Raw genomic sequence first — 17,121 nt, 5'->3', positions numbered from 1 at the left:
GCCCCAGGAAAGGGCGGCCCCCGCGCAGAGAACCTACTTCGTGAAGTACCACTCCTCAGGCGCACGCGCCGTCTGCACCGCCGGGAACGACACGCCGCCGAGGTCCTTCGCGACGACCTCCATCGCGCCGCGCAGTGGCATGTTGATCTGGCCCGGCAGGGTCTTCGTGGCGTAGTCCTCGTAGGCGGCGAAGGCGTTCTTGTCGTCGCTGTGCAGGGTCGCCTCGATGAGCTTGTCGAGCTGCGGGTCGTCGTAGTTGCCGAGGTTGCCGGTGGAGCCCGGCAGCAGCAGCTGGTCGCCCGTCGGCACGGCGTTGTACTGCTGGTAGCCGAAGTAGCCCAGCTGCCAGTCGCAGGCGGGGCCGGAGCCGTGGCAGTCGCTGACGTCGCCGAGCAGCGCGTTGAACTCCTGGCCCTTCAAGTCGAACACGATGCCGGCCTCGGCGGCGTCCGACTTCCACTGCTGCATGATCCGCCCGTACGCCGGATTGCCGGTGGAGTACTGCAAAGTGAGCTCCAGCCGCGTACCCGCCGCCACGCCGGCGCCGCACTGGTTCGGCGCGGTACCGGGTGCGGTGCAGGTCATGGCACCGTTCTGCAGGGTCCAGCCGTGGGCCGTGAGCAGGCTCTTGGCCTTCGCCTTGTCGAACGGGTACGGACCCGCGCCGCGCTCGGCGTCCGTCACGTAGGCGTTGTCCGGGTTGATCGGCACCGGCCCGGTGGTCACGGTGGCGTAGCCGCGGTAGGCCACGTTCACGTCGGTCACCTGGTCCAGCGTCTGCTGGAACGCCTGGCGCACGTACAGCTGCTTGAACACCGCCCCGAACTTCGGGTTGTCCATGTTCAGGATCGTCGAGCTCCAGCCCCACGCCGCGGCGGGCACGAGGTTGTAGTTGGCCTGCAACGGGTTCGTCGCCGGCACCTTCTCGTTCGCCTTCTTCTGCGGCAGATCCGCGCCCGCGACCCCGCCGACCGAGATGGTCCGGCCGCTGCGCAGCGTGTTGAACTCCGCGCTGGTGCTGGTGAACGGCTGCATCTTGTAGTGCGCCAGGTGCGGCTTGTCGGGCCCGCTGTACTTCGGGTTCGGGTCGTAGGAGATGTTGCCCTCGGCGTCGAACGAGGTGAGGTGCCACGGCCCGTCCACGACCTGCCACAACGGATCCGTGGCGTACGTCGAGAGGTCCTTGCTCTTGTTGTAGAGGTACTTGTACACCGCGTCGCACTTCGCGCGGTCGTCCGCACAGCCACCACTGCCGGCCGCCGCGGAGTCCGAGGTCTTGTCCCACGCCATCGGCAGCGGCGCGATCTGCGCGAGCTCCTGGCCGGTGAACCACGTCGGCGAGTAGGAATCGGTGAGCTGCAACGTCACCTGCTGCGGCCCGGTCGCGGTCGCGGACTTCACGTTGTCCGGGAACTGGCCCGGCACGTAGCCGTACCAGTTGGCCTTCTCGGCGAACATCATGTTCATCCAGAACACGACGTCCTTGGCGTTCACCGCCTCGCCGTTGGACCACTTGTACGGCTTGACGTTGATCACCACCTTGGAGTTGTCGTCACTGAACACCGGCGGCTCCGCGAGGCTCTTCTGCGGGTTCACCCCGGTGCCGCCCTGGGCATCGCCGAACCAGTACAGCTCGCGGTACATCAGCTGCTGCAGGTCACCGGTGGCGTAGCCGCTGTTGTGCGCCGAGTCCACGAACGGGAAGATCCAGTTCGGCTGGGTTCCCGGCGATTCGGCGAACACCGCCGTGCCGCCTTCGGTCGGCGTCCCGCCGCCGGAGTTCGAGCTCCCGCCGCTGCACGCGGTGGCCAGCGCGGCCGCGGCGAACAGCACCACCGGCGCCACGAGTGCCTTGCGCAGTCTCATCCGTTCTCTCCTTGGTAGACCTTCGTCGCGTCGTGCTCACGAGCGGCGTCGAGCGGGAAGTGGCAGGCCGCCTCGTGGCCTTCGCCGAAGGGCCGCAGCACGGGTTCCTCGGCGGCGCAGATGTCCTGCGCGAACGGGCAGCGGGTGCGGAAGCGGCACCCCGAAGGGGGCGAGATCGCCGACGGCAGCTCCCCCGCCACACCGCCGCTGCGCCGCGCCGCCCACGGGTCCGCGACCGGCACGGTGTCGATCAGCCCGCGCGTGTACGGATGGCGCGGCCGGCCGTGCACCTCGGCCGCCGGCCCGATCTCCACGAGCTTGCCGAGGTACATCACGCCGACGCGCTGCGCCAGGTACCGCACCACGGACAGGTCGTGGGAGATGAACACGTACGTGAGGCCGTGGCGCTCGCGCAGGTCGTTCATCAGGTTCAGGATCTGCGCCTGCACGGACACATCGAGCGCCGACACCGGCTCGTCGGCCACGATCAGCTTCGGTTCCAGCGCCAAAGCTCGCGCCAGTCCGATGCGCTGGCGCTGGCCGCCGGAGAACTCGTGTGGGTAGCGCTGCGCCGCATCCGCCGGCAGGCCCACCTCGCCGAGCAGCTCACGGACGCGCGCACTGCGTTGCGCCCGCGTGCCCTCGCCGTGGATCTCCAGCGGCTCGGCCAGGATCGCGCCCACGCGCATCCGCGGGTCGAGCGAGGCGTACGGGTCCTGGAACACCAGGTGCGTGTCGCGGTGGCGCTGCCGCAACTCGCCGCCGTGCAAGGAAGTCAGCTCCGTGCCGCCGATCCGGATGTGGCCGGCCGTCGGCTCGTCGAGTCCGACCACGGCCCGGCCCACGGTCGTCTTGCCACAGCCCGATTCACCGACCAGGCCGAAGGTCTCCCCCGCCGCTACGGAAAAGCTCACCCCCGCGACCGCGGACACCGTGCCGGTGCGCCGGCGCAGCACCGCGCCCTTGGTGACCGGGAAGTCCTTCACGAGGTTCTCGACTTCGAGCAGCGGCGCCCCGGCCTCCGGCAGCGAAGCCGGCGCACCGGCCGCCTCGTGCACCCGCACCACGGCCGACGGCTCCTCGACGCCGGCCGAACCGACCGGGTGGAAACACGCGTACTCGTGCCCGGCCACGTCCGCACGCAGCTCCGGTTCCTTCTCCTCGCACTCGTCGCTCGCGTACCGGCAGCGCGGCGCGAAGCGGCAACCGGTCGGCGGCTCGCGCAGGTCCGGGGGCAGGCCCGGGATGCTGTAGAGCTTCTCCCCCGATTCCGCCGAGTTCTCGGGCAGCGCCTCGAACAGCGCCTCGGTGTACGGGTGGCGCGGGTTGCCGAACAGCCGGCGCGTGTCCGTGAGCTCGGCGATCTTGCCCGCGTACATCACCGCCACGCGGTCGGCGCGGCCGGCGACCACACCGAGGTCGTGCGTCACGAGGATCACGGCCATGCCGAGGCGCCGGCGCAGGTCGTCGATCAGCTCCAGGATCTGGTGCTGCACGGTCACGTCGAGCGCCGTGGTCGGCTCGTCGGCAATGAGCAGCTCGGGCTCGCACACCAGCGCGCGGGCGATCATCACCCGCTGGCGCATCCCGCCCGAGAGCTGGTGCGGGTAGTCCTCGGCCCGCCGGCGCGCGTCCGGCAGCCCCACCAGCTCCAGCATCGCCACGGCACGCTCGTGCAGCTCGCGCCGGGACAAGGTCCGCGCCGACGCGGTCGGGTGCAGCTCCAGCGGTTCGCTCACCTGCCGCCCGATCGGCAACGACGGGTTGAGCGAGGTCATCGGGTCCTGGAACACCGTGCCCACGCGCTTGCCGCGGACCTCGCGCAGCGCCGCCGGGCCCATGGCCGCCACGTCGTCGTCGCCGAGCAGGATCCGCCCCGAAGCGATGCGCCCGCCGGCGGGCAGCAGGCGCAGGATCGACAGGGCCGTCATCGTCTTGCCGCTGCCGGATTCGCCGACGAGCCCGAGCAGCTCGCCGCGGCCGACTTCGAGTGTCACGCCGTCGACCGGCCGCACCACCCCGTCGCGGACGTCGATGGTGGTGTGCAGGTCTTCCAGGCGCAGGACGGGGGTCATGGGTTCAGCGCCTCCGCAGCCGCACTTCGAGCGCGTCGCGCAAGGCGTCGCCGAGCAGGTTGAACGCGACGACGACGAGCATGATCGCGATGCCGGGCGGCAGGATCATCCACCAGTAGCCGTTCTGCACGAACTCGGTGCCGTTGGAGAGCATGTTGCCCCAGTCGGCGTGCGGCGGCGCGATGCCGAGGCCCAGGTAGCTCAGTGCCGCCACGAGCAGGATCGCGTCGGCCACCTGGAAGGTCGCGTTGACCACGATGGTGCCGATCGCGTTGGGCATGATGTGGCGCAGCACCACGCGTTTCCCGCCGCCGCCCATCATCCGCACCGCCTGCACGTACTCGCGGGTGCGCAGCGAAAGCGTCTCGCCGCGCACGAGCCGCGCGGGGCTCAGCCACGCGCCGAACGACACCACCACGATCAGCAGGCCCAGCGTCGGGGTGAAGATCGCGGCGAGGATCAGCAGCAGGAACAGCGTGGGGATGGCCAGCAGCGTGTCGACGATCCGCATCATCACCGCGTCGACGAACCCGCCGAGGTACCCGGCGATGGCGCCCCAGAACGTGCCGAACACGGTCGCGAGCACCGCCGCGGCCACGCCGATCTCCAGCGAGGACTGCCCGCCGACCATGAGCCGGCCGAGCTCGTCGTAACCCACGTCGTCGGTGCCCAGCGGGTGGCCCGCGCCGGGCGGCTGGTTGGCGCCCGCGAGGTTCGTGGCGATCTGTTCGGTGTGGTACACGAGCGGGCCGAGGAAGCAGAACAGCACGAACGCCACGATCAGCACGAGCCCCGCCACCGCGAGGCGGTTCTCCAGGAAGGCCCGCAGGGTCGCCCGCGCCGCCGAACGAGGCGGTGCCGCTTGGTCGGTCATCAGTACTTCACCCTCGGGTCGAGCACGGCGTAGCCGAGGTCCGCGAGCAGGGATCCGGCCACGGTCGCCAGCGCGACGACGAGCCCGATCCCCAGCAGCACCGGGTAGTCGTGCACCTGGGCACCCTGGATGAACGTGAAGCCCATGCCCGGATAGTTGAACACCTGCTCGGTGATGAGCGCGCCGGCGAACAGCTGCGGCAGCGAAAGCCCGAGCAGCGTGACGATCGGGATCAGCGAGTTGCGCAGCACGTGGCGCGTGAGCACCTTGCCCTCGCTCGCGCCGCCCGCCAGCGCGGTGCGCACGTAGTCCTGGCTCAGGTTCTCCATCACCGACGAGCGCGCGTACCGGCTGAACGACGCGATGGTGATCAGCGCCAGCGTGAGCACGGGCAGCACGAGCGCGGGCGCCTGCGACAGGATCTCGCCGAGCGAGTCGCCGCTCGGACCCAGCGGGGAGAACCACTGCAGCTGGATCGCGAACAGCAGCACGAGGATCTCGCCGAGGAAGAAGCTCGGCATCGAGTAGAACGCGAACGACAGGCCCGTGGCCACGTAGTCGCCCACCGTGTTGCGCTTGCGCGCCTGGTACACGCCCAGCGGCACCGCCACCACCAGAGCGACCAAAGTGGACAGTGTCATAAGCAGGATGGTCTTGGGCAGGTGGTCGGCGATCACGTCGGTCACCGGCTGGTTGAGCTTGTAGGAGTACCCGAGGTCACCGTGGAGCACGCGGCCGGCCCAGGTGAGGAACTGCACGGGCACCGAGCGGTCGTAGCCGTTGTCGTGCAGGAACGTGTCGATCTGCAGCTGCGTGGCCTTGGGGCCGAGGATCGCGCGGGCCGGCCCGCCGGGCAGCAGCTGCAGCAGCACGAACGTGAGCACCGCGACGAGCACGACCACCACGATCGATTGCAGGAAGCGGCGCACCAGATACCCCGCCATCAGCCGTCCCCAGGATCGATCCGCCACAAACCCGCCGCATACACCTACACCGGTGGTGGCTCACCTGTCCACGGTGTCCACGGAAACTGACTTGCCACTGTCCCATTCGGTGATCTTCCGACTTTCGGCGCTACCGGCCTCGCCGAAGTCCGATGTAGAGGGTCGGCAAACCGGACAATTCGGGGCACATCGTGATACACGGCCGGGCCGCCTCGTTGTACGGATCGTGTACGGATCGCGCACAGACTCCTCACCGTTCGCGACGGACGAGTGAAGGAGCTGAGGTTCGTGCTGGGGAACACTGCCGGTAAGACGACCGCCCTCGTGGCGGCGATCCTGGCCGCGAGCGCGGTCACCACGGGCGGGGTGGCGCTGGCCGCGCCCGCGAGCGCCGCGCCGGAAGGGTCCTGGCGCGCCGATCTGTCCCACGTGGACGGTGACGACGTGAACGTGCAGGCCACTGGGTCAGCCCTCACGCTGAAGGATTCCGCCTGGCACAGAACGGATCTGCTCACGGCCGGCAGCCAGGGTTACCTGATCTCGGCGGCGCGGCAGCTCGCCTCGCCGGTGACCGGCGTGACCACGAAGGTCGCCGCGGACCTGCCGAAGGGCACCGACGTGCAGGTCGACGTGCGCGGCCGCACCGGCGCCGACGACTGGACCGAGTGGACGCCGGCGGGCGCGCAGGCCGCCACCTTCGGCCGCGCGGTGAACGTGGTGCAGACCCGCGTATCGCTGTCCAGTACCGCCGACGGCGTGCGCCCGACCGTGCGCGAGGTCGACCTGACCGGAACTCTCGCGCCGCAGGCGAAAGCGCTTGCTGCCACCACACCGCTCACGTACACGATCTACGCCACCCGCGAAGGCCTCACCGGCCACACCACCGCCAACGGCCACGTGATCACGGCCAACGATCACTTCGTCGCGCTGCCCTCGACCAAGGCGACCTCCCCCAAGGGCACCGGGAACTACACGGTGAAGGTGTGCCGCACCGACGGCAGCCGCTGCGAGTACGCGCCGGTGTGGGACGTCGGCCCGTGGAACACCCACGACGACTACTGGAACCCGGCCTCGGTGCGCGCGGAGTACAAGGACCTGCCGCAGGGCCAGCCCGAGGCCTACGCCGCCTACCACAACCACTACAACGGCGGGAAGGACGACCTCGGCTACACCGTGGGCAACCCGGCCGGCATCGACCTCGCCGACGGCGTGTTCAACTCCGGCCTCGGGCTCGCCGACAACGGCAACGTGAAGGTGACCTACCTGTGGACCGGCTCGGCCGCCGCGACCGGGGTCGTGTCCACGGCGGGCGACCCGATGAACGTGCGCGCCACCGCCAGCACCACGGGCGCGATCAAGGGCCTCGCCGCGAACTACGCCAAGGTGAACATCGAGTGCTACGTGAACGGGTCCTCGGTCACCGGCACGTTCGGCACCAGCACGATCTGGGACCGCATCGGCCCGGACAACTTCATCTCCGACGCCTACGTGAAGACCGGTTCCGACCTGCCCGTCGCCCCGCTCTGCGGCTGAGTTCCCGCTCACCGGTCCGGCGGCTCCGTCCGCCGGACCGTTCGCGTTCGCCCTCAACGGTTTTTCCACCCGGTTCAGCGACATCGATTCGGCGGCGGCCGGGCTATCGTGGCTGCCATCGTCCGTGTCGCGCCGAGGGGGTTGTCATGCCGGGACCGCGAAACCACGGAAACCGACCGCGGACCGCCTCCGCCGCACTGATTCTGGGAGCGGCACTGCTGCTCACCGCGGGACTGACCACTGTGGTCACCGGTTCGCCGGCCGCCGCGACGCCGGCGATCGTCGGCGGGGAACGGGCGTCGCTGGCCGACTACCCGTACGCGGTGTACCTCGAGGACAGTGCCGGCACGCAGTTCTGCGGCGGCGTGATCGTGGGCACCTCGACGGTCGCGACCGCGGCCCACTGCGCCGAAGCGGTGTCCACGAAGGACATCCGAGTGATCGCCGGCCGCGAGGACAAGCGCACCGACGACGGGACCACGCTCGCGGTCACGAAAGCCTGGGTGCACCCGGACTACGAGAAGGCCGAGCAGGGCGACGACATCGCGGTGCTGACCGTGCGCGGCCGGCTGCCGGGCCGGGCGGCTTCGGTGGCGCGCGACACCGGCGTGTACGCCGCGGGCACGAAGGCCACCGTGGTCGGCTGGGGCCGCGTGGCCGACGGCGGCGACCGTTCCGACTACCTGCGCGCCGCCGTGGTGCCGATGGTGAGCGACGCGACGTGCCGCGCCGCCTACGAGTCCTACGACCCGGCGAGCATGGTCTGCGCCGGGTACCGGGAAGGCGGCATCGACGCGTGCAAGGGTGATTCCGGCGGCCCGCTCGTGATCGGCGGCACGCTCGTGGGGATCGTCTCGTTCGGCGACGGCTGCGGGAAACCCGGCAAGCCCGGCGTCTACACCCGGGTCACGACCTTCGCCGGCACGATCGCGCAGCAGACCCGGCGGCCCTGACCGCCACCCGGCCCACCACGGTCCACTCCGACGTACCCTGGCGTCCACAGTGGACGCCGAGCGTCACTCCGCTCCGGCCGAAAACCGCAGCGTTTCCAGGAAATCCGCGACCGGCTTCGAGCGCTGCGCCTCCGGCAGCGTGACCGCCGTGACGCGCCGGGCGAAGCCGCGTCCGGCCATCGGCCGATCGGCCAGGTCCTTGCGGTGCGCGGCCAGCGAAAGCCGCGGCACCAGGCTCACGCCCATGCCGGCGGCCACGAGCCCTTGCAGCGACTGGTAGTCCGCGGCCCGGAACGTGACCCGTGGCTCGAAGCCGGCGATGCGGCACATCGTCTCGTAGGCCTGCTCGTAGGGCGCGCGGTGCGTGCGCGTGACCCACTGCTCACCCGACAGGTCGGCCAGCGCGACCTCCTCGGCGTCGACGAGCGGGTGGTCGAGCGGCAGCACCACGTGCAGCGGATCGTCGGGCAGGGCCACGTGCCGCAGGCCGCGGTCCACGGGTTGCGGCGCGAAGTCGTAACCCCACACCAGCACCACGTGCGCCGCGCCCTCGCGCAGCCGGCTGAACGCGTCGTCGCCGTGCGTGGCCGAAAGCCGCAGGCGCACGTCGGGGTGCTGCTCGCGGAACGCCTTCACCACCGGCGGCAGCAGCTCGACGCCGGCCGTCGCGAACGCCTCGATCCGCAGCTCGGCGGGTTCGCTGCCGAACGAGCGCACCTCCTGCTCGATGGCCGAGAGCTCACCGAACAGGCTCTTCGCGTGCGCGGCCAGCACCTCGCCGGCCGGGGTCAGCTCCACCCCGCGCGGCAGCCGTTTGAGCAGCGACATGCCGACCTCGCGTTCGATCACCGACATCTGCTGCGACACCGCCGACTGCGTGAGCCGCAACCGGTTCGCCGCCGCGGTGAAGGAACCTCCTTCGACCACCGCGACGAGGATCCGCAGGCGCCTGACATCCAGCACGGGCGCCTACTCGCCCGTGACGGCGTACTGCGGTGCCCGCCCGCCGAGGGTCGCGTCCACGAACGCCACGGCCGCCCGCGCGTTTTCGATCCGGAAGGTGAGCAGCACGGTGTCGAAGCCGTCGGAGGTGTCCTGCCGCTGTTCGAGCCCCTCGACGATCTTGTCCAGTACGCGCCGCTGCTCGCCGAGCAGCGGCGCCGGGTCGGCCCCGCGGCGTTCCAGCAACGCGAGTTTCACCAGCAGCTCGGAGCGCACGTCACGGACGTGCCGGGCCGGACGAGCGAGCCACTCGCCCACGGCAGCGTGGCCTTCGGGAGTGGCCTGCACGAGCGCGCGCGGCGGGCCGGAGTCGCCGGGCTCGGTGCCCGCGCCGACCACGAAGCCGCGCGCCAGCAGCCGGTCCACGGCGCGGTAGACGACGGGTTTCGGCAGCCGCCAGACCCGGCCGACCTCACCGGCGTCGGACGTGAGCCGCACGAGCGCGAACCCGTGGGTCGGCGACTCCGCCACCAGGCAGAGCACGATCCACTCGCTCAGCGACAACCCGGTGCCGTCTTCCCCGTCCGTCTTGCCCACGCTCGACACTGTAGCTCGTGAGTAGTCTCGGTGATACTAGTCGGGGAAGATCGGGCCGGGCCGCCGCTGATCGACGGCGGCCGACCAGCGTCCGCGCTGGTCAGCCGCGTGCCCCGGTCCCCGGTGTGACACAGCCCGCGGGTGACTGGGCCTCTGAATGACCAGGCCCCTGCATGACCGGGCCGCACCGGAGGACCGGGCCGCTGGACCACTCAGCCCCGCAGAGTGGCGCGGCCCGCGTAGCGAGCCTCGGTGCCGAGCTCTTCCTCGATGCGCAGGAGCTGGTTGTACTTCGCGGTGCGGTCCGAGCGCGAGAGCGAACCGGTCTTGATCTGGCCGCAGTTGGTGGCCACGGCGAGGTCGGCGATCGTGGTGTCCTCGGTCTCGCCCGAGCGGTGCGACATCACCGCGGAGTAGCCCGCCTTGTGCGCGGTCTCCACGGCGGCGAGCGTCTCGGTGAGCGTGCCGATCTGGTTGACCTTGATGAGGATCGAGTTCGCGATGCCGCGCTCGATGCCGTCCTTGAGGATCTCGACGTTGGTGCAGAACAGGTCGTCGCCCACGAGCTGCACGCGCTCGCCGATCGCGTCGGTGAGCTGCTTCCAGCCGGTGTAGTCGTCCTGCGCCAGACCGTCCTCGATGGACACGATCGGGAAGCGGCGCGTGAGGTCCTCGAGGTAGGCCACGTGCTCTTCGACGCTGCGCTTGCGCCCTTCGCCGGTGTAGTCGTAGACCTCGCCGGTGTAGAACTCCGACGCGGCCGGGTCGAGCAGCAGCGCGATGTCCTCGCCCGGTGTGTACCCGGTCTGCTCGATGGCGCGCACCACGAACTCGAGCGCTTCGTCGGCCGAGCCGAGCTGCGGCGCGAAGCCGCCTTCGTCGCCGACGTTGGTGTTGTGGCCGGCGTCGTGCAGCGACTTGCGCAGCGTGTGGAAGACCTCGGAACCCATCCGCACGGCGTCGGCGAAGGTCTCGGCGCCGACCGGGCCGATCATGAACTCCTGGAAGTCGATCGGGTTGTCGGCGTGCGCGCCGCCGTTGATGATGTTCATCATCGGCATCGGCAGCAGGTGCGCGTAGACCCCGCCGACGTAGCGGTACAGCGGCAAGCGGTTGGCCGCCGCGGCGGCCTTCACCACGGCCAGGGACACACCGAGCGTCGCGTTGGCGCCGAGGCGGGCCTTGTTCGTGGTGCCGTCGAGCGCGATGAGAGCGCGGTCGACGTCGGCCTGCGCCTCGGCTTCGAGCCCGGTCACGGCCTCGGCGATCTCGCCGTTCACGGCGTCGACGGCCTTGCGCACGCCCTTGCCGTGGTAGCGGGACTTGTCGCCGTCGCGCAGCTCCACGGCCTCGCGCGTGCCCGTGGACGCCCCCGACGGCACGGCCGCGCGCCCGCGCGACCCGTCGGCCAGCTCCACGTCGACCTCGACCGTCGGGTTCCCGCGGCTGTCGAGCACCTCGCGGCCCTTGACCCGGACGATGCGTGTCATCTCGCTCCTTGTGAAGGTTCGGGCCGGAGCGCGTACGTGAAGCACCGTGGGCACTGCGGCGGCAGGCGGCACCACGGTGAGCCGCGAATCACGGGGAGGTTAGCAGAACGCCGCTGAATCGATAATGAACCGGCGCCACCGAATTCCCGGCAATACCCGTGACCGTTCCGGTGACCGGGACACCGGGTCAGAACTTCGCCGTCTCGCAGACGAACTCGAACAGCGCCGCGTCACCCGACACGGCCAGCCCGGCCTCGGCGGTGGACCGACGGCGGTAGAGCACGAGCGCGAGGTCCGCGGCCGGGCCGCGCACCGTGACCTCGGCGGCTCCGGCGGGCCGCTCGTGCGTGGTCACGAGGCCTTCGGCGGTGCGCGTGAGCAACCATTCGCCCGAGCCGTCGGTCGCCTGCAGGTGCAGCCGCTCCCCCGGGCCGGCCAGCCGCGCCACCGGCGCCGCGGGGTCGAGCCGCACGCGGTCGGGCAGCAGCCCGAGGAACTCGGTGACCGCGTCGGCGGCCAGGTCGGGCTCGACCTCGAACGCGGCACCCACGGCGGCCGCCGCGTCGGCGCGGTGCACCACCAGCTCGTGGGTCATGCGGCGCAGCCAGAACACCGCGCGCCGGTCGGCGCTCCACGTCCAGGTGTCCTGCTCGGCGCCGATCTCCTCCACCGCGGCCACGAGCACCGCGCCCGCCGAACGCAGCCACGGCAGCGGATCGGCGGGCACCGCGGCGTCCGGCACCAGCGCCGGTGGCACGAACTCGCGCTTCGCCGTCACGGCCGCGGCCCAGCGCACTGCTTGCCCCACGTGCCCCACGAGTTCACCGAGTGTCCACTCGGGACAGGTGGGAACCGTCACCGTCGGGTCGGCACCGTCGACGAGCACCGCGAACGCGGCGCTCTGCGCGAGAACTTCACGGCCGTAGCGACCACTCCCGAGATCCATGTCCCGAGACAACCACGAACCACGGCGCGGCCACCACGACATTTCGCCGACGATCCCCACGCGGTGCGAGGTACCGATCACCGGTACGGCACTCCTCCGCCCGGGTTGTGCCAAGGGACGTGCGGAGTTCTGCGAAGCGTAACCACGGCTTCTCCTCGCCTGCATCGACCGGAACGACTCTCGGGACGTCAACAAGACAACGCCCCTCCCCGGGCGGAATGAAGGAGAGTCCCCGATGTCCCGTCTCCCCCGACGCACGGCCGCGGCCGTCCTCGGCGTGGCCGCCGCCTTCCTCCTGGCCGCGTGCGGCCAGAGCGCGGCGACGAACACCGGCAACGCAGCCGATGCTGGCGGTCGCAACCCCGACGAGCTCGTGTTCTCGGCGGTTCCGTCCGAGAACGCCACGAGCCTCCAACAGGCCTTCCAGCCCGTGATCGACCTGCTGCAGAAGGAGACCGGCAAGAAGGTCAAGTTCCAGCCGGCCACCGACTACGCCGCGGTGATCGAGGCGCAGCGCAGCGGCAAGGTCGACATCGCCAACTACGGCCCGCTCTCCTACGTGCTCGCGAAGAACAGCGGCGTGAAGGCCAGCCCGGTCGCCGCCGGGATCACGGCCAAGGGCGAGACCCCCGGCTACAAGTCCTACGGCATCACCAAGGCCGGCTCGCCGATCAAGAGCATCAACGACTTCAAGGGCAAGAAGATCTGCTTCGTCGACCCGGCGTCGACCTCGGGCTACCTGTACCCGAAGGCCGCGCTGCTGCAGGCCGGCATCGACCCGGTCAAGGACATCACCCCCGTGATGACCGGTGGTCATGACGCGTCGGTGCTCGCCGTGAACAGCGGCCAGTGCGACGCCGGCTTCGCCGAAGACGTGATGGTCGACAAGATCCTCATCGACAAGGGCCAGCTGAAGCAGGGCGACATCACCACCGTCTGGAAGTCCGACATCATCGCCGGCTCGCCGGTCGCGGTCGACGACGACCTCTCGGCCGACCTCAAGGCGAAGATCGCCGACGTCTTCCAGAACAAGGCCAACGTCGACTACCTCAACGCCAACGGCCTCTGCTCCACCGCCTGCAAGGCCGTGGACGACGCCGGCGACTGGGGCTTCGCGAAGGTCGACGACGCGTTCTACGCCGGTGTCCGCAAGGTCTGCGCGACCACCAAGGACAAGCAGTGCACCGCCTCGTGACCGACGAACCGGTCATCGTCTTCGACGGCGTCAGCAAGCACTTCGGACCCGAGGTCCGGGCGCTCGACGAGGTTTCGCTGACCGTGCACCCCGGTGAGGTCGTGGTGCTGCTCGGGCTCTCGGGCTCGGGCAAGTCCACGCTGCTGCGCCACGTCGACGGGCTGCAGCGGCCCACCGGCGGCTCGGTCAAGGTGCTCGGCACCGACGTCGGCAAGGCCCGCGGCGGCGAGCTGCGGCGCCTGCGCCGGCGGATCGGGTTCGTGTTCCAGCAGTTCCACCTCATCGGCAGCCTCACGGTGCTGGAGAACGTGTGCGCGGGCGCCCTCGGGCGCCTGCGCGGCCCCCGGCTGGGCCTGTTCACCTACCCGAAGGCGGTGCGGCTCGAAGCGCTCGGCCACCTGGAGCGCGTGGGTCTGCTCGACCGCGCGTTCCAGCGGGCCGACACGCTCTCGGGCGGGCAGCAGCAGCGCGTGGCCGTGGCGCGGGCGCTGATGCAGCGGCCGGAGATCCTGCTCGCCGACGAGCCGGTGGCGTCGCTCGACCCCGAGTCCTCGGCTCAGGTCATGGCGCTGATCCGGGAGATCGGGGCCGAGCAGAAGCTCACCGTGCTGTGCAGCCTGCACCAGGTCGACCTGGCGCTGAGCTGGGGCGACCGGGTGGTCGGCCTGCGCGGCGGCCAGGCGGTGCTCGACACCCCGGTGGCCGGGCTCGACCGCGACGCGGCGATGGGCCTCTACGCCAAGGTGGCCGCGGCCCCGCCGCCCCTGCCCGCGGCCGTCGGATGACCGCCGCGCCGCCGCTGTCCCCCGCCCGCGTGGCACAGCGGACCCTGGCCCGGCCCCGCGCCGGTGGCACGGCGGCGTGGCTGGTCCTCGCCGCGATCGTCGCCGTCGGCATCTGGGCCGTCACGGACCTGAAGATCAACCTCGCGACGTTCGTGGACAGCGCCGACAACGCCGTCGACTTCGCGGGCCGGATGTTCCCGCTCGACTTCCCGCCGGTGGGCGAGCTGCTGGAGCTGTGCGGGAAGACGCTGGCCATCGTGGTGTCGGCGACGGTGCTGTCGGTGATCATCAGCGTGCCGCTGGCGATCCTCGCGGCGGTGAACACGACCCCGCACCGCACGGCGCGCGCCGGGGCCCGCACGCTCATCGTGCTGGCCCGGGCGGTGCCCGACGTGGTGCTCGCCATCGTGTTCTTCCGCATCTTCGGGCTCGGCGCCATGACCGGTGTGCTGGCCATGGGCCTGCACTCGGTCGGCATGGTCGGCAAGCTCTACGCCGACGCGGTCGAGCAGATCGACGAGGGCACCCGCGCGGCCGTGCGGGCGGGCGGCGCGGGCACGTTCCAAGAGCTCGTCGCCGGCGTGCTGCCACAGGTGCTGCCGTCGTTCGTGGCGACCGCGCTGCACCGGCTCGACATCAACCTGCGGGTGTCGGTGGTGCTCGGGTTCGTCGGCGTCGACGGGCTCGGTTACGCGATCGCCACGGCGTTCCAGCAGCTCGACTACCCGCGCGGCATGGCGCTCGCGCTCGTGGTGCTGCTGCTGTGCGTGGCGGTGGAGCTGCTCTCGGGCGCCATCCGCCGCGCGCTGCTGCGCGGGCAGGACACCCACAAGGCCGTGTCCATCCCCGTGCAGCGGGGCACCCAGGTCAGTCCCGGGTGGACGTTCCGGCGCACGCGCCAGGCCGGCTACGCCGTGGTGACCGTGCTGGTGATCGCGGCGTCCGGGTGGGGTGCCGACCTCGACCCGGTGAAGTTCTTCGGCGCGCTGGGCAATCTCGGCCAGACTGCCGGGCTGTTCTGGCCGCCGGACACCGCCGGGATCTTCGGGCAGCTGCTCGACGACCTGTGGGTCACCGTGCAGATCGCGCTGGGCGCCACGGTGCTCGGCGCGGTGCTGGCGCTGCCGATCGGGTCGCTGGCCGCGCGCAACGTCGCGCCGGCCGCGTGGGTCGCGCGCACGTTCCGGATGGTCCTGGTGCTGATCCGCGGAATCCCGGAGCTGGTGCTGGCGATCGTGTTCGTGGTGATCACCGGCCTCGGCGCGGTGGCGGGCACGCTCGCGCTCGCCGTGGGCGCGATCGGGCTGCTCGGCAAGCTCGTGGCCGACTCGCTCGAGGAGATCGACCCGGGCCCCGAACAGGCGATCCGGGCGACCGGGGCCGGGCGGTGGCAGGTGTTCTTCACCGGCACGCTGCCGCAGGCGGCACCCGCCTTCGTGGCCCACGTGCTCTACCAGCTCGACACGAACATCCGCTCCGCGACGCTGCTGGGCATCGTCGGAGCGGGCGGGATCGGGTTCGACCTGCTCAGCGCTTCGCGGGTGATCGAGTTCGGCGTGGTCACGACCGTGCTGATCATGGTGTTCGTGACCGTGCTGCTCGTGGAACTGCTCGCGACCTGGCTGCGCCACGTCGTGCGCTGAGCCGCCGGCGACAACTGTCGCGGATGTTCACCTTCGGGCGTACGGGCGTTGGCCACGGCGCAGTTGTCCGGACAAGCTCGGCGCGCACTGTGGGTGACATGACCTCGACGAGGTACCTCGACATCGCCGACCAGCTGGCCACCGAGCTGGTGGCCTACGCACCCGGGACGCGGGTGGCGAGCGAGCCGGAGCTCGCCACCCGCTTCGGGGTCGGCCGCGCGGCCGCCCGCTCGGCCCTGCAGGAGCTGGAACGGCGGCTGCTGGTGCGCCGCGTGCAGGGCGCCGGCACCTTCGTGAGCCGGCGCATCGACTACGTGATCTCGCACAGCCGGCCGCCGTCCTGGCACGCCACGGTCGCCGCCGCCGGCGCCACCCCTCGGTCGCAGATCAAGGACGTGCAGCGCGTGGAAGTGTGCGAAGCGGCGGCCGAGCGGCTGGAACGGCCGGTGGGCTCGCCGGTGTACCGGGTGATCCGCCACTTCTTCATCGACGACCTGCTCGCCTCCTGGACCGAGGAGCTGATCCCGGCCGACGTCGCGCCGAACATCGACATCGCGCTGCACAGCGTGGAGTCGGTGGACCTGGTGCTGCGGCAGCTGGGCGGCGTGCAGCCGGTGCGCGCGTGGTTCCGCGCGAGCGTGGACATCCCGCCGGCCGAGGTGCTGCGCGGCCTGCAGATCGAGGCCAGGGTCCCGGTGTGGTGCATCGAGAGCGTCAACCGGGACGCCGAATCCGGCCGGGTCCTCATGACCAGCAACGCGTGGACGCGCATGGACGCCGTCCGCGTGGTGGTGGAGCTGCAGGACCCGGCGTTCCCCGCGAAACGAGAAGGAGAACAGGGTGACTGACCCCTTGAGCCGGGAGGAGCGCTGCGGCCTGCTGGCCGAAGCCGAGCCCGGTGAGCTTCGGGCGCTCGCCGACGCCTGCCTCGCCGACGGCGCCGACATCCGGGTGCTGCTCGCGCCCGAGGTCGGCACCGTGCAGACGCAGGTGCGCGAACCCGTGGCCGGTGACCGGTTCCTGCTCGGCGACGTGCTCGCCTGCCGCGCCGAGGTGGAGCTCGCCGGGCACCGCGGCTGGGCCGTGCGCCTCGGTGACGACCGCGCGGCCGTGCTGGCCGCCGCGGTGCTCGACGCCGAGGTCGAAGCCGGCCGCGCGCACGCGTCCGAAGTGGACGCACTGTGCCACGAGGTCGCGCGCCGCCTGGTCGAGCGCGAGGAACGCGAATGGGCCGAGCTGGCCCCGACCGTGGTCGAGTTCGAGGAGCTGACGTGATCG

The 17,121-nt window shown here is 71.1% G+C and carries 15 protein-coding genes; 7 read left to right on the top strand and 8 right to left on the bottom strand.

What is annotated here, in order from left to right; translation table 11 throughout:
- Positions 1-33: 33 nt before the first annotated feature.
- The 4 genes from VSH64_RS05285 to VSH64_RS05270 are packed head-to-tail and all read right to left on the bottom strand — an operon-like array spanning position 34 to position 5,759.
- The gene (locus tag VSH64_RS05285; RefSeq protein WP_326834329.1) at positions 34-1,866 is read right to left on the bottom strand and encodes an ABC transporter substrate-binding protein; all 1,833 of its coding nucleotides are present in this window, start codon (positions 1,864-1,866) and stop codon (positions 34-36) included.
- Positions 1,863-3,941 carry an ABC transporter ATP-binding protein gene (locus VSH64_RS05280; protein WP_326834328.1) on the bottom strand — a complete coding sequence of 693 codons (2,079 nt, stop codon included), beginning with the start codon at positions 3,939-3,941 and terminating at the stop codon, positions 1,863-1,865. Before VSH64_RS05280 ends, VSH64_RS05285 begins: the two co-directional genes overlap by 4 nt.
- Positions 3,942-3,945: 4 nt before the next feature.
- Positions 3,946-4,815, bottom strand: coding sequence for an ABC transporter permease (locus VSH64_RS05275; RefSeq protein WP_326834327.1), 870 nt, complete (start codon positions 4,813-4,815; stop codon positions 3,946-3,948).
- Entirely contained in the window at positions 4,815-5,759 is a 945-nt protein-coding gene (locus tag VSH64_RS05270) for an ABC transporter permease (RefSeq protein ID WP_326834326.1), read from the bottom strand. Before VSH64_RS05270 ends, VSH64_RS05275 begins: the two co-directional genes overlap by 1 nt.
- Before the next feature lie 291 nt (positions 5,760-6,050).
- Here VSH64_RS05270 and VSH64_RS05265 point away from each other — a divergent pair, with 291 nt between their 5' ends.
- Together VSH64_RS05265 and VSH64_RS05260 are read left to right on the top strand one after the other, a co-directional pair.
- Positions 6,051-7,292, top strand: a complete 1,242-nt coding sequence (locus VSH64_RS05265; RefSeq protein WP_407655675.1) for a hypothetical protein — start codon at positions 6,051-6,053, stop codon at positions 7,290-7,292.
- Between the two features lie 146 nt (positions 7,293-7,438).
- The gene (locus VSH64_RS05260; RefSeq protein ID WP_326834324.1) at positions 7,439-8,245 is read left to right on the top strand and encodes a S1 family peptidase; all 807 of its coding nucleotides are present in this window, start codon (positions 7,439-7,441) and stop codon (positions 8,243-8,245) included.
- Between the two features lie 63 nt (positions 8,246-8,308).
- Here VSH64_RS05260 and VSH64_RS05255 read toward each other — a convergent pair whose 3' ends face one another.
- From VSH64_RS05255 to VSH64_RS05240, 4 genes are all read right to left on the bottom strand, one after another.
- Complete coding sequence (locus tag VSH64_RS05255; protein ID WP_326834323.1) at positions 8,309-9,208, bottom strand: LysR family transcriptional regulator; 900 nt, start codon at positions 9,206-9,208, stop codon at positions 8,309-8,311.
- Between the two features lie 6 nt (positions 9,209-9,214).
- Positions 9,215-9,784 carry a PadR family transcriptional regulator gene (locus VSH64_RS05250; RefSeq protein WP_326834322.1) on the bottom strand — a complete coding sequence of 190 codons (570 nt, stop codon included), beginning with the start codon at positions 9,782-9,784 and terminating at the stop codon, positions 9,215-9,217.
- Between the two features lie 212 nt (positions 9,785-9,996).
- A complete protein-coding gene (gene eno, locus VSH64_RS05245; RefSeq protein ID WP_326834321.1) occupies positions 9,997-11,274 on the bottom strand; it encodes a phosphopyruvate hydratase in 1,278 nt (425 codons plus the stop codon).
- Positions 11,275-11,461: 187 nt separating this feature from the next.
- Entirely contained in the window at positions 11,462-12,220 is a 759-nt protein-coding gene (locus VSH64_RS05240) for a maleylpyruvate isomerase family mycothiol-dependent enzyme (protein WP_326834320.1), read from the bottom strand.
- A 235-nt stretch (positions 12,221-12,455) separates the two neighbouring features.
- On the opposite strand from VSH64_RS05240, the gene VSH64_RS05235 reads away from it, so the two are divergent.
- From VSH64_RS05235 to phnG, 5 genes are all read left to right on the top strand, one after another.
- Positions 12,456-13,415: a phosphate/phosphite/phosphonate ABC transporter substrate-binding protein gene (locus VSH64_RS05235; protein WP_326834319.1), complete on the top strand. Its 960-nt coding sequence runs from the start codon at positions 12,456-12,458 to the stop codon at positions 13,413-13,415.
- On the top strand, positions 13,412-14,200 hold the full coding sequence (gene phnC, locus VSH64_RS05230) for a phosphonate ABC transporter ATP-binding protein (RefSeq protein WP_326834318.1): 789 nt from the start codon (positions 13,412-13,414) through the stop codon (positions 14,198-14,200). The genes VSH64_RS05235 and phnC overlap by 4 nt, the downstream gene beginning before the upstream one ends.
- Positions 14,201-14,229: 29 nt before the next feature.
- On the top strand, positions 14,230-15,843 hold the full coding sequence (gene phnE, locus VSH64_RS05225) for a phosphonate ABC transporter, permease protein PhnE (protein WP_326834317.1): 1,614 nt from the start codon (positions 14,230-14,232) through the stop codon (positions 15,841-15,843).
- Between the two features lie 98 nt (positions 15,844-15,941).
- A complete protein-coding gene (locus VSH64_RS05220) occupies positions 15,942-16,691 on the top strand; it encodes a GntR family transcriptional regulator (protein ID WP_326834316.1) in 750 nt (249 codons plus the stop codon).
- A complete protein-coding gene (gene phnG / locus VSH64_RS05215; RefSeq protein ID WP_326834315.1) occupies positions 16,684-17,118 on the top strand; it encodes a phosphonate C-P lyase system protein PhnG in 435 nt (144 codons plus the stop codon). The genes VSH64_RS05220 and phnG overlap by 8 nt, the downstream gene beginning before the upstream one ends.
- Positions 17,119-17,121: the final 3 nt, after the last annotated feature.

It is taken from the genome of Amycolatopsis rhabdoformis, assembly GCF_035918295.1.
GTDB classification, from domain to species: domain Bacteria; phylum Actinomycetota; class Actinomycetes; order Mycobacteriales; family Pseudonocardiaceae; genus Amycolatopsis; species Amycolatopsis rhabdoformis.
The sequence above is the reverse complement of the archived record's forward strand: the minus strand, read 5'-3'. Positions and strand labels throughout refer to the sequence as shown.

Coding starts and splice junctions, on each gene's coding strand:
- VSH64_RS05275 (WP_326834327.1), bottom strand. CDS start 4,815: ATGACCGACCAAGCGGCACCGCCTCGTTCGGCGGCGCGGGCGACCCTG.
- VSH64_RS05270 (WP_326834326.1), bottom strand. CDS start 5,759: ATGGCGGGGTATCTGGTGCGCCGCTTCCTGCAATCGATCGTGGTGGTC.
- VSH64_RS05285 (WP_326834329.1), bottom strand. CDS start 1,866: ATGAGACTGCGCAAGGCACTCGTGGCGCCGGTGGTGCTGTTCGCCGCG.
- eno (WP_326834321.1), bottom strand. CDS start 11,274: ATGACACGCATCGTCCGGGTCAAGGGCCGCGAGGTGCTCGACAGCCGC.
- VSH64_RS05235 (WP_326834319.1), top strand. CDS start 12,456: ATGTCCCGTCTCCCCCGACGCACGGCCGCGGCCGTCCTCGGCGTGGCC.
- VSH64_RS05220 (WP_326834316.1), top strand. CDS start 15,942: ATGACCTCGACGAGGTACCTCGACATCGCCGACCAGCTGGCCACCGAG.
- VSH64_RS05260 (WP_326834324.1), top strand. CDS start 7,439: ATGCCGGGACCGCGAAACCACGGAAACCGACCGCGGACCGCCTCCGCC.
- VSH64_RS05240 (WP_326834320.1), bottom strand. CDS start 12,220: ATGGATCTCGGGAGTGGTCGCTACGGCCGTGAAGTTCTCGCGCAGAGC.
- VSH64_RS05280 (WP_326834328.1), bottom strand. CDS start 3,941: ATGACCCCCGTCCTGCGCCTGGAAGACCTGCACACCACCATCGACGTC.